This window comes from Candidatus Binatota bacterium, from assembly GCA_012960245.1.
In the GTDB taxonomy this organism is placed as follows: Bacteria; Desulfobacterota; Binatia; order UBA1149; family UBA1149; genus UBA1149.
Genome location: DUBO01000049.1, coordinates 1 through 21,423 on the forward strand (window position 1 = coordinate 1; position 21,423 = coordinate 21,423).

Sequence of the window (21,423 nt, forward strand, 5' to 3'; positions counted from 1 at the left end):
ACGACTTCACTTCCAGGCTGCCCAACTGCCGCAGCCCTTCGTACAATATCACCGAAACGGCGTTGGCCAAATTAAGACTGCGCACCCCCGGCTCGACGATCGGGATAGTCAATACCTCGGCACCCGCCGCCGACAGGGCGTCGATACGCTCGGCACCCAGCCCCTTGCTCTCGGACCCGAACAACAACAAATCGTCCCGGGCAAACTCGTGCTCGGCATAACAACGCCCGCGCCTGGCCGAGTTGACGATCACGCGACCCGGCGGATGATCGTCGACCCAGGCAGCCCAGTCGTCATGTACCGACAGGTCGACCAGCGGCCAGTAGTCGAGACCGGCGCGACGCATGTAACGATCGTCGAGCGAGAATCCCAGCGGTCCGACAAGATCAAGCGGAGTGCGCGTAGCCGCTGCCAGCCGCGCTATGCTCCCGGTGTTCTGCGGAATCTCTGGCTCTACCAATACTATGCGCACGGTCAGCCCTTGCACGCGGCCAGTGGCCACTGTTGCCCCCGGCAGTTTAACACCGGGTCGCCACCGGCGTCGCTGATGGCCCCCGCGAGGTGATAGTAGGCCGGTCGTAGAAAACGCGCGGGCATCACGCCGCGGCTGCCGCGTTCGACCCGACAGTAGAGAACGTTGTCATCGCCAACGCACAGCGAGCCACAATCGAGTTCGTTGTTCTCACCATCGTTGGTGCGCACCGAAAAACCCTGGTCGGGATCGCCGTCCACCGACACCACTACCAGCGGCGTGTCTTCCACCACGATCGACGCGCGGTCCACACCGACATCAACGACCCAGCCGCCCTCACCGTCGGCGACCACGTGACGAGAGAACAGGAGGGAGATGCGCTTGTTACTGATCTTTTCGCCGTCGGCGTACCAGTGGCCATCACGACGAAAAACAATCTCCGCTCCCCCGATGGCCCAGAAACCTGCCCTTGTCATATTTCCGCCGACCGTCAGTTGCCGACCGCGGCCAGGTACTCGGCCATGTTGTCGCTGCTACCCACCGCCAGGGCGGTGCGTTGGTGTACCGAGGTCGGCACGAGGTCGAGGATACGCGTACTGCCGTCACTGGCAGAGCCGCCGGACTGCTCGGCCAGCATGGCCATGGGGTTGGCCTCGTACATCAGGCGCAGTTTACCCGCCGGCGTTTCACCGGGCTTCTTGCTACCCGCAGGGTAAAGAAAAATACCTCCCTTGAGCAGGTTGCGATGAAAGTCGGCTACCAGCGACCCCACGTAGCGCCCCGAGCCGGGACGCCCCTCGCCCCCCGAGGGATCCTTGAGTGAGTCGACGTAGTCTCGCGTAGCCTGGTCCCAGGTCCACGCGTTACCCTCGTTGCAACTGTAAATGCTCCCCCGCGCGGGAGTGATTATGCTCGGGTGCGAGAGCAGGTACTCGCCGCTTCCCGGGTCGAGCGTAAAACCGTCCACGCCATCACCCGTGCTCAACACCAGCATGGTGCTCGAACCGTAGGCAAAATAACCAGCGGCGACCTGGGCGCTGCCGGGTTGCAGAAAATCCTCCAGCACGGCGGCCGAACCGCGCGGGCCCAGTCGCCTGAACACCGAGAAGATCGTGCCTATGCTTATGTTGACGTCGATGTTCGATGATCCGTCAAGGGGGTCGAACAGCGCAACATAGGCGCTCTGTTCGCCGGCGGCCGACGGTGCGATGATTTCTTCGTCTTCTTCCGACGCCATGCCGCACACGCTTCCGGCCTGCCTGAGCGCGTCAATGATGAGCTGGTCGGAGTACAGGTCGAGCTTCTTGACCTCCTCTCCGTGCACGTTGGTGGTGCCGCTCACGCCCAGGATGTCGGTCAGCCCCGCCCGGTTCACCTCCTCGGAAATCTTCGTGCAGGGCCGAGCGATGTCGGCCAGCAGGCCAGCCAGCGCCGGGTCGAGCCCGACGGCTACCCTGCCCTCGAGCCAATCTGAAAGTGAAATCGCCTGCTCTGCCATCCGCCGTGTCTCCTGCCCCTCGCCCGGGATCCTATTGAAACGTCAGCCACCCAACATCGCAAGGCGGGCATCGCAAGCGGGACGCCTCCCCCTTCTGGATTCGGGAGCTAAGCGGGGCTATACGCAGCCCCATGGCAGGTGAACAACTCAAAGCGGTTCTCAAGTTGCTGGCGGGCATGGTGGACCTTAACACCACTTCGGTTGAAGAAATGCGCAGCGGCATGGAAGCTGGCCTCGGTGCTTTTCCCCTGCCCGACGACGTCAGCGCCCAGGTTGAAAGCGGCTGGCCGGTACCCGTGGAGTGGATCAGCACCCCCGGCTGCGACGACAGCAGGGTACTGCTCTACCTGCACGGCGGTGGTTACGCGGTGGGTTCGATCAACACCCACCGCGAACTGGTGTCGCGCCTGGCGCGAGCCTGCGGCTGCCGCGCATTGCTTATCGACTACCGGCTGGGCCCCGAGCATAGGTTTCCGGCTGCCGTCGACGACGCGCTGGCCTGTTACTCGCAACTGCTCGACCGGTCCATCGCCCCTGGCCGCATAGCAATTGCCGGCGACTCGGCCGGTGGCGGGCTCACACTCGCCACGCTGCTGGCCGCGCGAGAAGCCGGGCTGCCCATGCCGGCGGCCGCCGTCGGCCTGTCGGCCTGGACCGACCTGTCGGTGAGCGGAGACTCCATAACCAGCAGGCAAGAGGCCGACCCCATGCTCACCGGCGACCAGCTGCGGCAGTTTGCCACCTGGTACCTCGGCGAAGACGGGGACCCCCGCGACCCACTGGCTTCGCCCGTGTTCGCGTCGCTCGACGGGCTGCCACCGCTGCTGCTGCAGGTGGGCAGCGAAGAGGTTCTGCTCGACGACACCCTACGCCTGGCCGACAACGCACGGACGGCGGGTGTGGAAGTCTGCGTAGAGCAGTGGGACGAGATGTTCCACGTGTGGCAGGCCTTGGCCTCCATGCTTGACGAAGGGCAAAAAGCCATCGACCGCATAGGCGAATTTCTGTGCGAAAAAATGGACGGGGAAAATAAGCTATGAAAAAGCCTGTTATGGCCAAGCGAGCAACGCAGCGAGGATTGATCCTGGCAACGGTGGCGATGGCCATCGTGACCGCCGGCTGTGCGGGGCCGCCACGCGACGCCTGCGACATGGCCGGTACGCCCGGTACCGTCTGTGGTTTTGAAAACCCCGAGGACATCGAACTCATTGACAGCTCCGGCGTCGTGCTGGTATCCAACCTGCGCCTGGGCGACCCCCTACCGGGAGGCGGATTTCTTTCGGCCATGACAACGGCGGGCGCCACCGGCGACGACCAGCAGGCGCGCCCGTGGAAGGCGTGGCCACTCGAAGACGGTAGCGCACCCGCTGCCGACAACAGCTCCGCCTTGTTGGGCTCACCCGACTGTCCCGGGCCACCCGACCCGGCCGCCTTCAATCCCCACGGCATAAGCTCCACGAGCAGCGGCGCGCTCGCGCTGTTGTACGTCGTGGCCCACGTTGTCGAAGGAAGCGGCCGCGAGGCCATAGAAATCTTTGCAGTGGTGGGCTCAGGCCTGGAAACAAAACTCACCTGGTTGGGCTGCATCCCGACACCGGATGCCATACAGGCCAACGACCTCGCCGTGTCTGCCAACGGCAGTGTGTACGCGAGCAACTACCAACCAGACAACTCCCCCATGCACATGATCAAGGCCTCGCTGCTGGGCACGGACACCGGCGGCATCATCGCCTGGAAGCCGGGCACGGGCTGGAGCGAAATCGAAGGCACGACCTCCAAGCTGGCCAACGGCGTAGCCTTGTCAAAAGACGGTAAAGTTTTGTATTACACAGAAACGATTTCGCGTAGTCTGCACCGCAAGCCCCTGGACGGCAGCCCCTCGGTGTGGGTCGACATTCCGGGTATGCCCGACAACCTGTCGTGGACCGAGCGCGGAACCCTGCTGGTGGCTTCGCACACGTCGGGCCCGCGTTTCATGGCTTGTGCCATCGGCCGCCTGCCCTGCCGCAGCCCCTGGATAGTCCAGGAACTCGACCCCACTACGATGGCCTTGAGAACGTTGTCAGAACACGACGGCGACAGGCTGGGTGCCGTTGCCACGGCCACCCCCGCCGGCGACAAGATACTGTTGGGCTCCGTGTTCGACGACAGGATAGGGGTTCTTTCCGACTGACCCTGAGGACAGACAAAAGACCAGCAAACGCAGGAAAAGAGGGTTTTTCGGGAATTCGCTTGCTTCAATATATAATATCCAATAAAAATAATTGAAGAAGACCGGGATCCGAGAGGATCAGCCTGGGGCAGAGAGCCACACGCCATGCTCTCGGTACTGAGCCTCAGCAATAAGGAGGCGCTAATAATGGCTGCACCATTCCCCCGCCCACGGAGCGTGCCCTCACACATAAGCTACGATAGCGATGCCGACAGGCCATCCTCACGACGTGGACGACGGCCAAAGGTCACGCGGCGGCAGATGTTGGAGGCCGCCACGCAGGAGTTCGCGGCCCACGGCTACGGCGGGTCAACCATCGCCGCCATTGCCGCCCGACTCGGAATCACCCAACCGCTGATCCACTACCATTTTCATTCCAAGGAGGAGCTGTGGTTTGAGTCGGTTTACCTGCTCTTCCTCTCGCTGTGGAATGACATAGAGCTGGCCCTGGTCGAAGCTAAGAACGACGGCTCGCGCAGCAGTGCCCGGGAGTTGCTCAAGGTGCTCGTCACTGCCCTGGCCCGGAAGCCCGAAATCGCGCGAATCGTGAGTAACGAGGGCTACGACCGCAACAGCACGCGCATGTCGCGACTGTCTGAAACCTACCTGCAGCCCGTATTCAAGTTAGTCGGCGAGGCGCTCGCCGCGCACGGCAAGCGAGCCTCGCTCAAGGAGCAGTCCTCTGAATTTCTCCTGCTGGCCTTCCTCGGCTCAACGACCACCGTGCTCACCATGGGTCCGGTGTGCCGAGAGCTATACGGCCTCCAGATCGACTCCGAGGAGAACATAGACAAGCAGGTCGCGCTTCTCGAAGCCCTGTTCGTGGGCTAAAAACGGCTAGTACGGCAGGGGCGTTAAAGAAGGACCGCCACTCATCCTCAGCCGCCCCCTGCTTGGCCGCGTAGCCACCCGCTGCTATCTTCCGGGTGGAATAACAATGGTTGCAAAAAAAAAGGCCCCTAAAAAAACCCGTAAGAAAACCACCAAGGGATCCGGCAAAAAATCGCTGACGATCACCGACAACCGCACCGGCCGGGTCTACGAGCTGCCCATCAACGACAACACGGTGCGAGGCATGACCTTTCGCGACATCAAGGTCGACAAGGAAGACTTCGGCCTCCTGGTCTATGACCCCGGGCTGCTGAACTCGGTTACCTGCAAGAGTACGGTATCTTTCATCGACGGCGACCGTGGCATCCTCGAGTACCGAGGCTACCCCATCGCCCAGCTCGCCGAGCAGAGCAACTTTCTCGAGACTGCCTACCTCATCGTCAAGGGCGAGCTACCCAACGCCAAGCACCTCGCGGCCTGGGAACACAACATAACCATGCACACCATGCTGCATGAGAACCTCTACAAGTTCATGGACGGCTTTCGTTACGACGCCCACCCCATGGGCATGCTGGTGAGCACGGTCGGTGCGCTCTCCACCTTCTACCCCGACGCCAAGGATATCTTCGACATAGAGTCGCGCCGCGTGCAGGCGCGCCGCCTGCTTGGTAAGATGCCAACGCTGGCAGCCATGTCCTACCGGCACAGCATGGGGTTACCCTACGTTTACCCCGACAACGACCTTGGCTACACGGCCAACTTCCTGTCGATGATGTTCCGCATGACCGAGACCAGATACAAGCCGAACCCGGTGTTCGAGCGGGCGCTCGAGGTGCTGTTCGTCCTGCACGCCGACCACGAGCAGAACTGCTCGGCCCACGCCATGCGCGCTGTGGGCAGTTCGGACGTCGACCCCTACACCGCGGTGGCGGCAGCCTGCGGGGCCCTGTACGGCCCGCTGCACGGCGGCGCCAACGAGGCAGTGATCCACATGCTCAAAAAGATAGGCTCGGTGAAAAACATCCCGGCCTACATCAAGCGTGTAAAGGCCGGCGAGATGCGGCTGATGGGATTCGGCCACCGCGTGTACAAGAGCTACGACCCGCGCGCGAGAATAATAAAGGACGTGGCCTACCAGGTGTTCGAGGAAACCGGCAAAAACCCGCTCATCGACATCGCGGTCGCGCTGGAAAAAATCGCGCTGGAAGACGAGTTTTTCATTGAGCGCAAGCTCTATCCCAACGTGGATTTCTACTCGGGCATAATCTACCAGGCCATGGGCTTTCCGCTCGAAATGTTCCCGGTGCTTTTCGCGATTGGTCGTACGGCCGGCTGGCTGGCCCAGTGGAGCGAAATGGTGCAGGACGAAGAACGACGCATCGTGCGCCCGCGGCAGATCTACCAAGGCGAACGTGGACGCGACTACGTAGACATAAAGGAACGGCCGACGCCCGCCACCCGGGAGCGGCTTATCCTGGCGCGCGAGCGCCTGTAACGCTCACGCCTCGGTCGACCCGGCGGTCAGTCCTTGCCGTCGTAGATGCCCATGGCCGTGGACAGAAAGGCCAAGGCCTCCTCCTTCTCCCGCTGAAAGGAGTTGCGGCCTATGATCGAGCCGAAGCCACCGCCGTCACGAACGCCTCGGACCTCTTCGAAGACCTTCTCGTCGGCGCCCTTGGCACCACCCGAAAAGATCACTACCCGCCTGCCGCCGAAGGCCGACTGTACGACGTGGCTCACGCGCTCCGCCAGCGTGCCCGTGGGTATGCCTTCTTCTTCGTATACCTTGCGCGCCGCATCCTGCTCGATGTAATCGGTGGGGGGCTTGACCTTGATGAGGGTCGCGCCCATCTGCGCGGCTATCTGGGCCGCGTAGGCGACCACGTCGATGGCGGTTTCGGCTTCCTTGCCCAGGTTGCCACCGCGCGGATACGACCACACCACCACGGCCAGGCCGTAGTCCTTGGCTTCTCGCGTGAGCTCCCTCAGGTCCTCGTACATTGACTTGAACTCACCCGAACCGGGATAAATCGTGTAGCCTATCGCCACGCAGCCCAACCTGAGCGCGTCGGCCACCGAGCCGGTGAGCGACGGAACCGAGTTCTCTACGTCGGGCGAAAGCGAGTCGTGGTTGTTGAGCTTGAGTATCATCGGCACCTGCCCGGCGTACTCGGCCGCGCCGGCCTCGAGAAAGCCCAGCGGCGCGGCGTAAGCGCTGCAACCGGCATCAACGGCAAGCTGAAAGTGATAGCGCGGATCGTAGCCCGCCGGATTGTGGGCGAAACTGCGAGCCGGGCCGTGCTCGAAGCCCTGGTCGACCGGCAGTATGATCATGCGACCGGTGCCACCGAGGCGGCCGTGGTAGAGGATGCGCGCCAGGTTGTTCAGCGTTCCCGGGTTCTCGCTGGCGTACCAGCTCAGGATTTCCTTGACTCGTTCACTCATCAGCTTCTTTGTCTCCTTTCGGTAGTGGAAGTGGCAGACGCCCTTGGCGCCGTCCCCGATATTTAGACGCAGGCAGCGCGCAGAGCAAGGTCGCGGGCGCCCTCACCCCCCGATTATATCCCAGGGGCTGTCCGCCCCGCCGCAGTCTTTCTCCAACCGGGCGAGGGCCTCGCCCGCGTGCTGCCACGAAGCCGCCCAGGCCGCCAGCCCTTCGGCCTCGCGGTGGTAGCGATAAACGGCAAGAAATGCGGCGTTGTCGGCCAGGCCCGGCCATCCGCCTCCCGGACGGCTCCCGGGGCGGCTGTTACCCGTGGGAGAAAACAGCTCGGCGAGGCCGTCGGACGCCTCAGCGTAAACCCGGCTTCGCAGGCTCATAAGTTCGGCCTGTTTACAGCCCTCGCGCGAGCAACGCTCGAAAAGTTCGAGCAACCCGGTCTCCAGTTCGGCCAACAGGCGACCCCTTTCGATCCAGCGCACACGCCTGGCTTGCACGCGCCGGGCGAGCTCGACACTGCCGCGCTGGGAGAAAAAATCCTGCCCCAGCCGCAGGCTCACTGCCTGTGCCATGCTTTCGTTGAAGTCGGCCTGTCCGCGTATGAACACCGTTGAGTGGACCAGCTCGTGCAGCAGCACCACTACCAGCGTCGTCTCGTCCACCGCCACCAGGCTCTCGGGTAAGGGGTCGTTGAACCAGCCCAGGGTCGAGTAGGCCGCGGCTCGCGCAACCCTGCTGTCGAGCCCGCGTTTGCGCAACCTGCCCGCGCAGGCCTCGGCAGGAGCGCGGTCGAAGTAGCCGCGGTAAGGCAGGCGGCCCACAACCGGGTAGCGCCAGGTCCACGATTCCAGCCGGTCGGGCCACGCGGCCGTAACCACGTGCACGCCCTCGAGCGAGCGGCCGTTGGACACCGACGAGTAGTTGCCCTCAACCGCCAGCCCCTGTCGAGAGGCCCAGCCCCTGAGCTCTTCGACGAGCTGAAGGCGTGCACGTCGCTCGGGGTCGTCCGACGCCGCGATGGCCGACTCCAACGGCTGCGCCGTGGCCATGAAGCGCGCCTGCTCGTAGCCCAGTCGCAGGTAATACCAGGGCCGGCAGCCGGCCGTCGTGAACAGCAACAACAGTGCCAGAAACGCCAACGCTCGGCCCCACCGTCGTTTACTCACTGGATGCACACCTGTAGGCTTGCGAGCTACCAACGTGAATCGCCTCAGGGAATATCTTCTCAAGTACAACAAGCGCTATCTCGTGGGCGGGGCCTGCCTGTTCGTGACCGCGACCATGGTGATGGCCATACCAGCCGTCCTGCAGCGGGCCATCGACCAGCTGGCGGACACCGTGGCCGGCAATAAGAGCGCTGCCAGCATGCCGGGCGACGCGGTATTCAACGACGCGGTATTCAACGCAGCCCCCTGGGCACTGGCTATTATAGCGCTGGCCGTGGGCCAGGCGCTGGTGCGCACCGTGTCGAGGTCGCTCATTTTCAACGCCGGCCGCGACGTCGAGTACGATCTGCGCAACGACTTGTTCGTCCACCTCACCACCCTGCCCCAGTCGTGGTACCACCGCCAGCGCACCGGCGACCTCATGTCGCGACTGGTCAACGACCTCAACGCCGTGCGCCTGCTGCTCGGCCTGGGCGTGCTCACGATCATCAACACTCCGCTGTACTGCATCTACGCGCTCACCCTCATGGCCATGATGGACCTGCGCCTCACGCTCGCGGCTCTGCTCCCCTTCCCTCTCATACTGTGGGTGATCAGGGTCTACAGCCATCGCATGATGGAAGCGTCGGTAAGCGTGCAGGAACGGCTCGCCGACATATCGTCGTCGGTGCAGGAAACGCTCGCCGGGGTGTCGGTCATCAAGGCCTGGGGACGCGAGCAGCAACGAGAAGGCGATTTTGCGCAGCTCAACGAGCGCTTCAAGAACGACAGCATGGAGCTGGTCAAGCTGCGCGGCAAGGTGTTTCCGCTGGTAAGGGTTGTCTCGTCGCTGGGCGTGCTGGTGGTGCTCTATTACGGCGGAACGCTGGTCGTGCGCGGCGAGCTCACGCTGGGCCAGCTGGTGGCCTTCATGGTCTACCTCAACATCATCGCCTGGCCGATGATGGCGCTTGGCTGGCTGGTATCCATCTACCAGCGCGGCCGCGCCGCCATGCTGCGGCTGGGCGAGGTACTCGACGCACGACCGGAGATCGCCAGCCCCGAGGGCGGTGGGCATCGCGCCGTGCTGCGCGGCGGGGTCAGCCTGGAGAACGTGAGCTTCACCTACCCTTCGGACCAGGCGCGCGACCCCGCGCTGAGAAACGTGACCCTCGAGCTAGAGGCCGGCACGACCCTGGGCGTGCTGGGCGCCACGGGTTCGGGCAAGTCTACGCTGGCCTCGCTGGTGGCGCGGGTGTTCGACCCCGACCAGGGCCGGGTGATGGTTGACGGCGTGGACCTGCGCGAATGGAACCTGGGCGACCTGCGACGCGGCATCGGCTTCGTACCCCAGGACCCCTTCCTCTTCAGCTCGTCGATAGAAGACAATATTGCCTTTGCCCGCGACGACCTGGGCGACGAAGAACTCGGCAGGCTGGTTGAAATAGCCGCCCTCGATACCGACCTCGCCGAGTTTCCGCACGGCATGGACACGCAGGTGGGAGAACGCGGGCTGGCCATGTCGGGCGGGCAGAAGCAACGCCTCACCCTGGCCCGAGCCGTGGCCCGCGACCCGGCCATACTGGTGCTCGACGACGCGCTCTCGAGTATCGACGCCGCCACCGAGTCGCGCATACTCGATGAACTCGAGAGCGTGATGGAAGGCCGCAGCAGCATCATCGTGTCTCACCGCGTGGCAGCGGTGCGCAGGGCCGACCGCGTGGTTGTGCTCGAAGAGGGCCGCGTGGTTGAAGACGGCACGCCCGACGAACTGGCGGCGGCCGATGGCCTGTACTCGCGCCTGCTCGAGCGGCAGCAACTCGCCGACGAACTGGAGGCCATGTAAATGGCTACCCCAGGCAAGCCCACCGGGCAGACAGCGGGGCGAGGACCGCACGGTGAGCAGCGGCTCGGGGCCACCCGCGACCTGCGGCTGCTCGCGTCCCTGTGGCGTTTCGTGAGACCTTATCGCTGGCTGTTCCTGCTCTCCTTGCTGTTGCTGCCGGCGGTGTCGGCCTGCCTGCTGGTGCAGCCGTGGATCGTGCGCAACGTCATCGACAACTACATATCGGCCGGCAACACCGACGGTATGGGCTCCTGGGTATTGCTGTTCGGCGTGGCAGTGCTGGGTGAGTTTACCTTCATGTACTGGCAGCACTACACGAGCATGCTCGTGGCGCAGAGAGCGCTGGCCGACCTTCGCGTGGAATTGTTCCGCCGTGTGCTTGCTCTCGATTCGGGCTGGTACGACCGCAACCCGGTTGGCCGCACCGTCACCCGGCTGACGACCGACGTGGACGTGATCAACGACATGTTTGCCGCCGGTGCCATCACCATCCTGATGGACGTGCTCACGCTGCTTGGCATCATCGCCATCATGTTCAGTCTCAACGCGCCGCTGGCCCTGGTCACGCTGTCGACGCTACCGGTGCTGGTGATACTGATCGATTTCTTTCGCCGCAAGGCACGGCGAAACTACCGCTGGATACGAGAGCGCATAGCGCGCATCAACGCCTACCTGCAGGAGGCCATCAGCGGCATCGCCGTGGTGCAGGTGTTCGCGCGCGAAAAAGCGGCCTCGGCCGAGTTCGACCGGCTCAACTCGCTGCACCGCGACGCCGCCCACCGGGCCAACATCTACGAGGCCTCGCTGTTCTCCATCGTTGAAGCCCTGAGCAGCATCTCGCTCGCGCTCATACTGTGGTACGGCGCCCACCTCTTACTCGGCACGCCCGCGTTACCGTTCTCAGGGCTGGGCGGCTCGATGACCGGCGCTTCCGCCGCCAGCTCGGCGATCAGCTTTGGAACGCTGGTGGCCTTCATCGAGTACATGAACAAGTTTTTCATCCCGGTGCGCGACTTCTCGACCAAGTACGCAGTGATGCAGTCGGCGCTCACGGCCACCGAGCGGGTGCAGGAAATGCTCGAGCTCGAGCCAGCCATTTTCTCGCGACCGGGGGCGGTGACCAACGGGACAATCGACGCGGCAGGAGACATCGGCAACGCCGTAGAGTTTGACCAGGTGAATTTCGCCTACGTGGAGGGCGAACCAGTACTGAGAAATCTCTCGTTCAGCGTCCGCCGTGGCGAGCACGTGGCCATAGTCGGCGCCACCGGCTCGGGCAAAACAACCATCACCAGGCTGCTCGGTCGTTTTTATGAAACCCAGGTTGGGCGCGTACTCGTTGACGGCGTGGACGTGCAGCGCTGGGACACGCGCGCGCTCAGGAAGCGGGTGGGCAGCGTGCAGCAGGACGTGTACCTGTTCTCCGACACGATCTACAACAACATCGCCATGGGCAACCCCCTGGTCAGCCGCGAGCGTGCGCAGGAAGCCGCGCGCATGGTCAACGCCCACCAGTTTATCGAACGCCTGGCCGACGGTTATGACACGATGGTGAGCGAACGCGGCAGTAATTTTTCGACGGGTCAACGGCAGTTGCTGTCGTTTGCCAGGGCGCTGGCCTGGGATCCGTCGATACTCGTGCTCGACGAGGCGACCTCGAGCGTCGACCCGGCAACCGAACAGCTCATTCAGCAAGCGCTGGCCGCCCTGCAGAAAGGGCGCACGTCTATAGTGATCGCCCACCGACTGTCGACCGTGGAGCAGGCCGACCGTATCCTCGTGCTGCACCACGGTGAACTACGCGAGCAGGGGACGCACGCCGAGCTCATGGCGCGCGGCGGACTCTACGCCCGCCTCTACCAGCTCCAGTACCAGCAGGCCGGCTGAGTTTCTGTCAGTCCTGGTCGTCGCCGGATTCGGCCCCAGCTTTCTCAGCCTCGGCTTTTTTCTTCGCGGCCTCGGCCATCTGCTTCTTCGCGGCAAAAGCCTGTAACGCCTTGAAGGCCTGGTTGGCGTCGCTGCCTATGTCGGGGCCGAATTTCTTGGAGTTGACCATGTTGCGACCGGCCACGACCATTATCTGCGCCATCTCCCTGTTGGCGTTGAGCGGGTTATTGTAAAGCCGGTCTACCTCGGCGACCCAGTGAATAGCCTTGGCGTTCTTCGGTACGCGGTAATTCTTCGTCATCCACCCAGTGGGATCCTGGTTCTTGGCCACTCTCAGCGCGTCGACAAAGCCGGCCATGTAACCCTGCTTGAACTCAAGCCCTACACGACCCCAACCCTTCTTTGAAAAACCCGCCAACGACCCACCGGCAGCGCCCAGTGTAAGACCCAGGGCCAATCCAAGCACCAGCCCCAGCACGAGTCCACGCCCCTGAAAAGTTTTGTTTACAGTCATAATCCGCCGTTCTCCCGTTTCAATATCCACCCATAATTGCACATACGAGCCCCAAGCTGCCACCAAACCCTGCCACCTGACTGTCGACGCCCGGGGCGAGCCCCGCATTCACGCTTCGCGATGCGTCATCCCGCGGGCAGCCGCGTGCTAGAATAGGCCAGCTGCCGCGGGCCGGGCGTGGGCCCATGCCAGCGAGGCCGTGCCAGCGAAACCGTACCTGCGGGAAGGTGAACAGCGTAAAGCTCGATGGCAATCCACACCCCACTGTCATCTCCAGGCGCGGCATCTCCAGGTACCGGGCCCGCACCCGGGTCATCAACGCAGCGCTGGGAGTGGCTCGACGCGCTGCGCGGCATTGCCATCGTCGCGGTGGTGGCCATGCACGTCACCTGGGCCTGGACGCTGGTGGCACCTCCCGACAGCACTGCCACGGCGTGGCTTGCCTTCGTGCACCTGCTCGCCAGTTTCGGCGTGCCGCTGTTCCTGCTGGTATCGGCCAGGGCTCTGCTGCAAGGCTACCACGCAGCGCTGGGTGGCTTGCGCGGATGGGTCGCCTTCGTTGCACGCCGCGCGCAACGACTCCTGCCGGCCTACTTTGCCTGGAGCCTGCTCTCGCTCGCGGCCCACGACACCTCCGTTCTCACGTCGCCCGTCGATCTTGCAAGCACCCTGCTGCTGGGAGGGGCCGAAATTCATTTCTACTTTGTGCCGCTCGTCTTCCAGCTCTACCTGCTGTGGCCGATATTCGCCCAGGCCGGCAGGCTCTCATCGAAGTCAACGACAGCGACCGTGCTTATTACTGTCGGCGCCACGCTGCTGATGATCGCCTGCTGGCGAGTCACCCCGGCGTGGAATCACAGCCCACCGCTGCTGCAGTTGTTGCTCAGTTCCTGGCTGGCCTGGCCGCTGCTTGGCTGCACCGTATTGCCACTTCTCGAGCGCCGGCTGCTCGCCGGCGAGGCTGCTTCAGGACGGCGCGCCGTGGCGGCTGCGGGATTCGCCATCAGCCTGGTCGCCGTCCTGTTGGCGGCTGCGCTGGTAACGTGGCAGTGGCACCCGGGCATGACGATAAACTACCTGGGCATAGTGGTAATGGTCTTCAGCCCACTTAACGCTTTATATTTTCTGCTCGCGCTGACCGCCGCCATCCTCCTGGTCACTTCCGCGCCCCGGGCCGGCTCGGCACTGGCCTGGTTGGGGCGGCGCTCCTACGGAATCTACCTCTGCCACCTGCTCGTGATGGGCTCCCTTGTTTTCAAGCGTATACTCGGCAATCCAGTGCCCTCGGACTTCGAGTCACCCCTGTGGATCGCGAGCTGGGCGGCCGGCCTGCTGCTGACGCTGGCCTTGAGTGCGGGCCTGGTCGAAGCCCTGCGTCGCGTCCGCCCGCTGGCCAGGTTCGTGGGATACCAGTGAGCGTAAACCCGAGGTGAAAAAACTTACGATACTGATCGCCCCACTGCTGGTCGTGCTGGCAGCGATGGCAGCGAGATTTCACGGCCTGCTCGACTGCGCCGCCGTTTGTGCGCTGGACTGCGCCATCGACTACGCGGCGCTCACCGGCAGCGCCGATTCCGCGTTGCTCGAGACGGCCGACTTCAGGCTCAACTCGTGGATACTGGCCTGGGTGCAGCACGCGCTGGCCACCAACCCCGGGCAGCTCTTCGCGGCCAACGCGTTTTACCCGGCGCGCGCCGCGTTGGCGGGCAGCGAGCACATGGTGGCAGTGGCCCTGCAACTGTGGCCACTCGGGCTGCTCGGTGTGAGCGCGCCCGGACTTCACCAGGCGGCCGTACTGCTGTCATCGCTGCTGCTGGGGCTGACCACCTGGGCGCTTGCGCGCTGGGCCGGCACAACGCGAGCCGCTGCTCTGTTGGCCGCCGCCCTGGCCGTGCTGTTGCCCTGGCGTGTGACCGAGCTCTCGCACGTACAGCTGCTCGGGGTGCAGTGGATGCCGCTGTTGTGGTTGCTCACCCTGCGCACCCTGGTCGACGGGTCGACCACACGGCGTACTGTTGCCCTTACCCTGGTGCTCAGCTTGCAGCTGCTGTCGTCGTTTTACCTGGCGTGGTTCGCCCTGGTGAGCAGCTCTGTACTCGTGCTGGTGGCCTTGCTGCACGGCAGGCAGTGGCGCAACGGACTTCCCGCCCTGGCCCTGGCCTTATCGATTTCGTTGGCGTTGCTCGCCGTGTTCACCCTGCCCTACCTCGACCACGGCGGCGTTGCCCTCAGGGGACAGGCACTGGTTGAGAGCAGTGCCGCCCTGGCGTGGACCTGGCTCGCGCCCGGTGGCTCGCTGCTGTTCGACCCGGGCCTGCCCTTCGACGCACGCTACAGGCTTCCGCTGCTCGCGTCGTTGGCGGCCCTGTTATCACTGGTGGCAGTCTTTAGCCGTGGCGGCACGCGGAAAACCGACAGCGCCGAGTCGGCGACCGCGACCTCCACTGTCACCGCCCGCGCCCTGTGGGCCGTGGCCGCCGTGGCCTTCGTGCTCATGCTCGGACGTCACCTTGTTGTTGGCGAGCTATCGCTGCCGCTGCCCGGGCAGTGGGCGGCATGGCTGCTACCCGGCTTTGACAGGCTCAGGTCGCCACTGCGCTGGGGCATTGTCATCAACCTTGCCTTCCCCCTGCTGGTGGCACTCGGGCTGACGACCTTTGAACGTGGGCTCGGCAGGCTCGTGCGAGCGAGCCGCGCGGCCGTCTGCGTCGCGGTGCTGGCGGCAGCGATGGCGCTGTCGGGCTGGTGGCCGCGACTGCCTGCTGTCGACGTAAGCATCACGCCGCAGGACGAGGATCTTTACGCGGCGCTGGCGCGCCTGGACCCCGCGCCGGTGCTCGAACTGCCCTGGCCGATAAATCCCCGCTACGACGTTGAGTTGTCCAGCGGCTACCTGCTGGCGAGCACCCGGCACTTCAAGCCGCTGCTCAACGGTTACACGGCCTGGTACCCCGCGCACTATGATTTTTTGCGTCACGCCGCGCGCCGGCTACCAGACCCCGAGGTCATCTCGCGCCTGCGCGCAATGACCGGTCTCGGTTGGCTGGTCGTTCACGAGAGCAAGCTCGACCAGGCAACAAGCCAGCGCTGGCTCAACGCGCTCAACCGCGGTGACGTAGCGCTGGCCTGGCGCGACCAGCACGCCAGCATCTACCAGCCGCGCGTGCCGGCGGCCGAGGGCTACTCGCTGGAGCGCCTGCTCGCGCCCTCTGCCGATGCCCCTACGCTCAGTGGCTTGTCACGCGACACGCTTGATCCGACTCTCAGCAGGGGACGCGTGGAAATCGGCGTCGCCCGGGGAGTGGTGCTGGACAGTGACCCGAGCGGCTGGCTGGGCGTGAGCCTGCCGCTGCGCATACACAACCACGGGCAGCTCGACTGGCCAGGCCTCGACCCGCTGGATGAAGGGCTGGTTGCGGTTCACTGGAGCCTGCTCGCGCCTGGAACGGGTGGCGGCTCTGCTGACCAGGGAGACACCGTACTGGCCGAGGGAATCGCCATGCTCGACGGCGACGTACCGGCCGGAGGCAGGCTCGCCACCCAGGTGGACGTCACCGGCCGCGTGCGCGCTGGCACCGCCACGCTGCGGATGGAGTTGGTGCAGATCAAAAACGGCCAGGCACAGCGGCAGCCGCTTGCTGCCGTCGAAGCGGTCGAGGCCAGCGTCGTCATCAGGCTACGGAAAAGGTCTTCAGTCGAATAGTACACCGGGAGCGAGCAGCCCCGCGGGGTCGAGCGCGTCTTTAATCCTGCGCATGGAGGCGACGGCCTGCTCTCCGTAGAGTTCCACGAGCAGGCGCTTCTTGATCTCGTTGCGACCCACTCCGTGTTCTGACATGGGCGAGCCTCCCAACGCGATGGCGGCGCGACCGATTTCAAGCTGGGCCTCGCCCGCGCGGCGCATCTCCCCGGCGCTGCGCGCCATGACGTTCGTGTGCACGTTGCCGTCGGATATGTGACCCCACACCGCGTGATCGAGTTCGTGCTCGTTGAGAATCTCGCGATAGCGCTCAAGCGAGCGAGCAAAGTTTTCAAAAGGGACGATGACGTCACCAGCCGACTTGGCAATCGTCGAGTCTATTTCGCGTGCTGCGCGCCCCACCCGCTCGTTGACGGCCGCGGGCACCGCTTCGCGCAAGGCAAACAAAGCGTCTCGCCTTGCCTGCTCGCCCGGCAACGCGGGCAGTGTAGAATCGAGCACGCCGTGGTCGGCCAGCAATCGGCACAACGCCAGCAGCGGCGAATTCTGTTCGGCGTCACCAGCGGCCGGGTCGCCTGCCGTAGCAATCTGCTCGGCAGCCTCGGCCGTGGTCATGCCCGGGGGCAACTCGGCCTGGAACAGCAGCGCGGCGGCCGCATTATCGGGCAGGGCTACACCCGAGCGTTCGCAGGCGCCGTCCTCTCGCAGCAGTTCAAGACAACGGCGGTCCATGTACTCCACCGCGGCTATGTCTACGAGGGGAGCATCGCGCAGTGCCGCAACCAGCCCTATAGCTGCCTCGTCGTCGGCCATCGGAATGAGGCCGGCGAAAAACGTCGGACGACTGGTCTGCAGGGCGAGCTCAACCCGGGTCACGATGCCCAGCGTGCCCTCGCTGCCTATGAACAGGTCGACGAGGTCCATGCCCGCCTCGGACCAGTAGCCAGCCGAGCACTTGGGCACGGCGGGCAGCGCGAGCGCAGGTCGCTCAAAACTGACGAGCGAGCCGTCGAGCAGTTGCAGTTCAAAGCGCCCGTGTTCGTCGGCGGTGACCTGGCCGCGTTCGAGGTCCAACACCTCGCCGCAGGCAAGCAGCACGCTTATGGCGCGCACCCAGGGCCTGGTGGTGCCGTGCTTGAAGGTGGCTGCGCCCGCGGCGTTGGTGGCAACCGTGCCGCCCACGCTGGCTCCGTCGAAGGTGGGCGCGGGTGGATAGTAAAGGTCGCGCTCGCGAAGCTGCTCTTCGAGCGTGGCCAGCAGCAGGCCGGGTTCGACCACCACCGAGTCGCTCTTCCATTCGATCACGCCGTCCATGCGCGCCATCGAGAGCACTATTTCGCCGCGCGGGGTCGCGCCGCCCGTGAGCGACGACTGCGCGCCCACGGCCAGCACGGGCAAGCCACGCGCAAGCAGAGCGGCCAGCTGGCTCTCGCTTCGGGGCAGGCACACCTCGGTGGTGTGACCTCCGGGGTAGTGGGCGGCGTCGTGCAGCCAGGGCTCGATGTCGTCCGCGTCGGTGAGTACACGGGCTTGCCGCGTGGCGGCGCCCGCGCCCCGGGTGATTGCCCTGTTAACGCTCACGCGCCATCACCCGGTTCTTTTATCTCCAGCGTTACGTTGCCAGCGTCTTCGACCAGCAGGCCCTGCGACGATGCCGGCAACAAGCCGCGCGCCCAGGCGGCCGCCTCCTCGCGGCCGGCGAAGATCCTCATGCCCAGCGTAGCTTCAAGCGCCGGGTCAACGCCCTTGCTCACCAGCGCCAGGCGGACGCCGCGCAGGTCGGTGAGCGCGCGCAGGCGCACGGCCTTGTGATCGCCCAGGCGGTAGCCTCGGTCTCGCACCGTTGCCAAGGCCGAAGCGTGGTCGGGGCATGCCTTCATCAACTCAACGAAGTGGTCGATACCGGTACCGCCCGCGCAGGTAGCCTCCAGCAGCAGCAGGCCGCCGTCGCTGACCGCCGCCTCGGTGTTCTTGATGCCCTTGTCGGCCTGGTAGAGGTCGCGATCGAGCGGCGGCGCCACGCGCGCCACCAGCAGGTCCACGGGCGCGGCCAGCTGTTGCACGAAAGACGACCTCATGAGCGGCAACAACTCGTGCAGACTGGCCAGCGGATGACCGGCCGACACCCCTACCAACTCACCGTCGAGCAACACCTGGTTGAGCGCCAGCAGTCGGGCACCGGAATTCTCGAGCGCAGATATGGCAGCGGCCACCCCTTCGTAAACGGGGTTGCCGTCAAGGCGCAGGCCAGCGGCATCCGGAGACATCGCGCCCTCGTGGTTGGCGGCGAGCGACTTGAGCGACATGACGCCCACGCTGAGGGTCTTATGGGCTCCGGTGAGGCCGGCAAAGTAGTGGGGCTCAACGCTGCCACAGGCGAGATACCAGCCGCCCTCGGCCATCCAGCTGTGCAGCTGGTAGTCGCCCACCGGGCTCAGCCTGGCCGTGTCGGCGGCGTCATGCCAGGCGATTTCTGCAAAGCGATCTGCGTAGGCCCCGAGCACCGCCTGCTCGTGCGCTCGTTTTTCTTCATCGTCGGCGCGGTGGCTTCCGGCAGCCACCAGTAACCTCAACCCGGGAGTCACCCCGGCGGCATCGAGCAGGAGAAACAACGCGCGCAGAAAACCCGCGCTGTCGGTGGGCCGGTGGCTGTCGTTGACCAGCACCGTCATCGGCGTGGCTGCCGACGACGACGCGCGAGCAAACTCTACCACGCCCGCACGCTCCAAGGCCTGGGCCTGCTCGCGCCCGGCTAGCGCCTCGGCTCCGCTGCCGGGTACGAGTCGCTCGAAGGCCACACCCCCGAGTAGATCCGCCCACGCCGTCTCAGCCCCAGCCATCGCTACATCCTAGCAGAAGAAAGCGGGGTTGCTTCCGTCCATACGAGCCAGGGTCCTGGCACTTCAAGGCCCAAAGGTGCCTGTCCCCCTTCTTGTGGTAGGATCTGCGGATGGCGAGATTGTTGTGTATAGCGGTGCTGCTGGTGGCCGCCTGCGCTCCGGAGCCCTGGCCGGGGCCGCCGGCCCTGCGCTTGAGCCAGCTGGGCCAGGCAGACAGCCCCCCGCTCTACCGCGCGCTCGACAGCAACACCCGGCCCCTGCTGGGTCGTGAAACCGGACCGCTGCCACCCACGGTCACCGTGCACGCTACCCTCGAGCTCGAAGCCCGCGGTCGCTCCCAGCTCGAGTTTGCCTGTGGCGTCCCGACCAACAGCTCGGCGCCGCCAGTCACCTTCAGGGTATCCGCGGCCAGCAGCGGTAAAACCAGAACGCTGTTTGAAACCACCCTCTCTCCCGCCACCGACAGCGAGCGCTGGCACGAGTTCAGCGTCGAGCTGGATCTCGACCATCCCACTACCCTGCAGTTTGTCACCGTGCCGGGGCAATCGGATTCGCCGCCGAGCGCGGCGTGGTTCAGCGACCCGATACTGCAAGCGCTCAACCCCTCGCGAGCAACAGAACGCAAGCGCCTTCCCAACATCGTGCTGGTTTCGCTCGACACGCTGAGAGCCGACCACCTGTCGGTCTACGGCTACACACGCGATACCTCGCCCAACATGAAAGCCATGTTCGACGAGCAGGGCCTGGTGGTCGAAAACTGCTTCGCCCCCGAGGTCACTACCCTCGATTCCCACGCCACCATGATGTCGGGCCTGTACCCGGACAGCGCCGTGCAGCCCGGCCTGCTGGGCATACACCGCGGCGTGACTATGCTGGCCGAGCTGCTGGCCGACGAGGGCTACCGCACGGCAGCCTTTACCGAAAACGCCTTCGTGACGGCCAGGCTGGGATTTCGCCGCGGCTTCGAGGTCTATTCCGAGAACAGCGGAATAGAAGCAAAGGGAATTGGGCGCCACGTCGCCAACGCGGTGGGCTTCGTGCGCAAGACCTTCGACCGCGGCATAGCCTGGGTCGAAGAACACGCCGACCGGCCGATGTTTGTTTTCCTGCACACCTACCAGGTGCACTCCCCATACACGCCCGCACCCCGGTGGGCGGCACTGTTCCCGTCGCCCGAGGGCGCGTCGCAGGCACGACGCGACATGGACGCCTACGACGCCGAGATTGCCTACACCGACAACGAGGTTGCGCGCCTGCTCAAGGCCATCGACCGAGCACTGCCCGCCGACGACACTATTCTTATTGTCCTGTCCGACCATGGTGAGGAGTTCGGCGAGCACGGTCGCCGCTACCACGGTGGCACCCTGGCCAACGAGACACTGCGCGTGCCGCTGATGCTGCGCGCCCCGGGGCGCCTTCCGGCTGGCCAGAGAAGAACCGGCCCCGTGGGTCTCGTAGACCTCGTGCCCACACTGCTCGAGCTGCTCGACATCGAGGAGCCCTACCCGCTGCAGGGTCGCTCGGTTCTCGCCCACCTTCGCCACGACCAGGCGCTTCCGGTAACACCCCTTTACTCGGTGTCAGATTCGCCATTCACCATGAACTACAAGGGCGTCGACAAGAGTTGGCAACCGCCGGCCCGGGCCGTGACCCTGTGGCCCGACCGCCTGCTGAGCGAAAAAACGGACGAAGGCCGGCGCTACTGGTTATTCGACCTGTCGACCGACCCCGGCCAGACCAAGGACCTGTACGAGTTCGCCGACCAGGGGCCACAGCTCAAGCGCCTGCTCGAGCAGTGGCCAGCCGTGGCAGCCGCTCGCAAGAAAGAGCTCTCTCTGTCGCTGCAGTCGCGCGCGACTGCGCATCGCCCGCCAGAATCAAACGCAAACGGATTGGGCGAAGACAAGATACGTAAGCTCAAGGCCCTGGGCTACCTGGAACCTGGAGAGTAACGCGCTGGGAAACCAGCGCCAACTTTCGCACCACCCTTCCCACGCTGTCTGCCCCTCTGCCACTGACACATCCCGGCAGAAGAAAG

The 21,423-nt window shown here is 64.7% G+C and carries 17 protein-coding genes; 9 read left to right on the plus strand and 8 right to left on the minus strand.

Annotated elements, in window-relative coordinates; translation table 11 throughout:
• The 3 genes from EYQ35_08460 to EYQ35_08470 all read right to left on the minus strand — a co-directional run.
• On the minus strand, positions 1–472 hold a 472-nt coding region (locus EYQ35_08460), incomplete at its 3' end, for a tRNA (cytidine(34)-2'-O)-methyltransferase (GenBank protein HIF64167.1).
• 2 nt (positions 473–474) lie between these two features.
• Positions 475–948 carry a DUF1285 domain-containing protein gene (locus EYQ35_08465; protein HIF64168.1) on the minus strand — a complete coding sequence of 158 codons (474 nt, stop codon included), beginning with the start codon at positions 946–948 and terminating at the stop codon, positions 475–477.
• A gap of 14 nt (positions 949–962) precedes the next feature.
• Positions 963–1,970: a class 1 fructose-bisphosphatase gene (locus tag EYQ35_08470; GenBank protein ID HIF64169.1), complete on the minus strand. Its 1,008-nt coding sequence runs from the start codon at positions 1,968–1,970 to the stop codon at positions 963–965.
• Between the two features lie 131 nt (positions 1,971–2,101).
• Between EYQ35_08470 and EYQ35_08475 the strand changes: the two genes are divergently transcribed.
• From EYQ35_08475 to EYQ35_08490, 4 genes are all read left to right on the plus strand, one after another.
• Positions 2,102–3,010: an alpha/beta hydrolase gene (locus EYQ35_08475; protein ID HIF64170.1), complete on the plus strand. Its 909-nt coding sequence runs from the start codon at positions 2,102–2,104 to the stop codon at positions 3,008–3,010.
• Entirely contained in the window at positions 3,007–4,143 is a 1,137-nt protein-coding gene (locus tag EYQ35_08480; GenBank protein ID HIF64171.1) for a hypothetical protein, read from the plus strand. Before EYQ35_08475 ends, EYQ35_08480 begins: the two co-directional genes overlap by 4 nt.
• Positions 4,144–4,287: 144 nt before the next feature.
• The gene (locus EYQ35_08485; GenBank protein ID HIF64172.1) at positions 4,288–5,013 is read left to right on the plus strand and encodes a TetR/AcrR family transcriptional regulator; all 726 of its coding nucleotides are present in this window, start codon (positions 4,288–4,290) and stop codon (positions 5,011–5,013) included.
• A 106-nt stretch (positions 5,014–5,119) separates the two neighbouring features.
• The gene (locus EYQ35_08490; GenBank protein ID HIF64173.1) at positions 5,120–6,508 is read left to right on the plus strand and encodes a citrate synthase; all 1,389 of its coding nucleotides are present in this window, start codon (positions 5,120–5,122) and stop codon (positions 6,506–6,508) included.
• A gap of 26 nt (positions 6,509–6,534) precedes the next feature.
• Here the strand turns inward: EYQ35_08490 and EYQ35_08495 are convergent, their stop codons facing one another.
• On the minus strand, positions 6,535–7,458 hold the full coding sequence (locus EYQ35_08495) for a class I fructose-bisphosphate aldolase (protein HIF64174.1): 924 nt from the start codon (positions 7,456–7,458) through the stop codon (positions 6,535–6,537).
• Between the two features lie 102 nt (positions 7,459–7,560).
• On the minus strand, positions 7,561–8,592 hold the full coding sequence (locus tag EYQ35_08500; protein ID HIF64175.1) for a hypothetical protein: 1,032 nt from the start codon (positions 8,590–8,592) through the stop codon (positions 7,561–7,563).
• A 46-nt stretch (positions 8,593–8,638) separates the two neighbouring features.
• Between EYQ35_08500 and EYQ35_08505 the strand changes: the two genes are divergently transcribed.
• Positions 8,639–10,444, plus strand: a complete 1,806-nt coding sequence (locus EYQ35_08505) for an ABC transporter ATP-binding protein (protein ID HIF64176.1) — start codon at positions 8,639–8,641, stop codon at positions 10,442–10,444.
• Positions 10,445–12,331, plus strand: a complete 1,887-nt coding sequence (locus tag EYQ35_08510; GenBank protein ID HIF64177.1) for an ABC transporter ATP-binding protein — start codon at positions 10,445–10,447, stop codon at positions 12,329–12,331.
• A 7-nt stretch (positions 12,332–12,338) separates the two neighbouring features.
• On the opposite strand, the gene EYQ35_08515 is transcribed toward EYQ35_08510, so the two are convergent.
• Positions 12,339–12,845: a hypothetical protein gene (locus EYQ35_08515; protein ID HIF64178.1), complete on the minus strand. Its 507-nt coding sequence runs from the start codon at positions 12,843–12,845 to the stop codon at positions 12,339–12,341.
• Positions 12,846–13,091: 246 nt separating this feature from the next.
• Here EYQ35_08515 and EYQ35_08520 point away from each other — a divergent pair, with 246 nt between their 5' ends.
• Together EYQ35_08520 and EYQ35_08525 are read left to right on the plus strand one after the other, a co-directional pair.
• Positions 13,092–14,261: an acyltransferase gene (locus tag EYQ35_08520; GenBank protein HIF64179.1), complete on the plus strand. Its 1,170-nt coding sequence runs from the start codon at positions 13,092–13,094 to the stop codon at positions 14,259–14,261.
• A gap of 13 nt (positions 14,262–14,274) precedes the next feature.
• Positions 14,275–16,548, plus strand: a complete 2,274-nt coding sequence (locus EYQ35_08525) for a hypothetical protein (protein ID HIF64180.1) — start codon at positions 14,275–14,277, stop codon at positions 16,546–16,548.
• On the opposite strand, the gene EYQ35_08530 is transcribed toward EYQ35_08525, so the two are convergent.
• Both EYQ35_08530 and EYQ35_08535 read right to left on the minus strand, forming a co-directional pair.
• Positions 16,537–18,126 (minus strand): FAD-binding oxidoreductase, encoded by a 1,590-nt coding sequence (locus EYQ35_08530; GenBank protein HIF64181.1) that lies wholly within the window; start codon positions 18,124–18,126, stop codon positions 16,537–16,539. The two genes, EYQ35_08525 and EYQ35_08530, sit on opposite strands and share 12 nt — an antisense overlap.
• Positions 18,123–19,385 carry a DUF2088 domain-containing protein gene (locus EYQ35_08535; GenBank protein HIF64182.1) on the minus strand — a complete coding sequence of 421 codons (1,263 nt, stop codon included), beginning with the start codon at positions 19,383–19,385 and terminating at the stop codon, positions 18,123–18,125. Before EYQ35_08535 ends, EYQ35_08530 begins: the two co-directional genes overlap by 4 nt.
• 110 nt (positions 19,386–19,495) lie before the next feature.
• On the opposite strand from EYQ35_08535, the gene EYQ35_08540 reads away from it, so the two are divergent.
• Entirely contained in the window at positions 19,496–21,337 is a 1,842-nt protein-coding gene (locus EYQ35_08540) for a DUF229 domain-containing protein (GenBank protein ID HIF64183.1), read from the plus strand.
• The last annotated feature ends 86 nt before the right edge of the window (positions 21,338–21,423 follow it).